The organism is Methanolobus psychrotolerans (genome assembly GCF_002243045.1).
Lineage (GTDB): Archaea > Halobacteriota > Methanosarcinia > Methanosarcinales > Methanosarcinaceae > Methanolobus > Methanolobus psychrotolerans.
Genome location: NZ_MBKP01000092.1, coordinates 1 through 1203, shown reverse-complemented (window position 1 = coordinate 1203; position 1203 = coordinate 1). Strand labels below are relative to the sequence as shown.

Genomic DNA, 1203 nt, shown 5'->3' with positions numbered 1-1203 from the left:
GTGAATAAAATGTGGGATATAGGTGGAGATGTACATGCAAGTATTGAAGTTAAACAAAAGTTTCTCTATGAAAATGGAAGGTCTGAACAGGTTGGAATGTACTTGCGGAATATAAATATGAGAGACAGATTGTTCCTTAGCCTGTACAAGAAAAGAGGGGAATGTGAAACAAAACATGGACACATTAAGGATGTGGTCAAGTTCGATATAAGAAGAGTTAGAGCAGAGATTTGGAAGGTTTTATTGAAAATGATTTGTCTAATTAGAATGGGAGGGTTTGGGAGCTAATTAGATAACCTTGGAGTGAAGGACATATTGAACAATTTGATCGAAGGATAACTGGCAGTATATACTCTCTTGAGATGGCTCTGGTTAATCTCTATAATTCATTTGAGAGGTTTTTACAGATTATTAAGGGGAATGTCTAGCTGAAGGGGATTAAGGCTTACAGGAGAATTGTAGGTAATTTACAAGTACTCAATCTTCTCCGTCTGAAGGAGAATGAAGAATATCTAAGTCTCGATTACTGCTACAATGAATAGTTGTTTCTGCTTTAAAAGCAAATCCTATTTTTCTATAAGCAATAACAAACATTCATTCTCATGATCCTCCTGTCACCAGTGCCGCAGGCCCAAGTCGCCTGACAATAAGTACTAGGAAAACCCCCTTCAAAAATAGATAATATGTATTGTTATTGAAAATTTGAGACTCCAATTGCAGATTTAAATCCAGTTATCGACAGTGATAACAAACCCATTCAATATGTCATTCGTCACAAGTGCTGAAGCTCAACCGCCTGACAATAAGCATTAGTAAAAGTGCTTTAAAAATAAGATAAGAACTCAGTTGAGGTTTATCCATTAATCCCATTAATCCTTTAAATGGCCCATTAACTCTTACAACTGCTTCTTTTGGCTAAAATTTCCTTTTATGCCCTCAAATCCTCAACTTTCTAAAAGCGCTTGGAGCACGTATCAGGTCAAGTCTTTCAACCTTAAATGCTGCCAGTGCCGTAAGTAGTGCAGTTATGTTGCTTATTGAAACAAACAACTTAGCCCACTCATTACCTCTGGTTAGTGTTTTTGATCGATTGTATCCAACGACCTCGTTAGAATTTTTCCTTTCAACACAAGTCCTCAGGTCATAGATCTTTTGAAGTATCCGATGATATATCCTGGGGATATAAATCGCTCTGAAATGGTT

The 1203-nt window shown here is 36.7% G+C and carries 2 pseudogenes; one reads left to right on the top strand and one right to left on the bottom strand.

Features of this window, described 5'->3' with window-relative positions:
- Positions 1 to 288: pseudogene (locus BB781_RS15090) on the top strand (hypothetical protein); the annotation flags it as partial.
- Positions 289 to 936: 648 nt separating this feature from the next.
- Here the strand turns inward: BB781_RS15090 and BB781_RS15085 are convergent.
- A pseudogene (locus BB781_RS15085) lies at positions 937 to 1203 on the bottom strand (transposase); the annotation flags it as partial.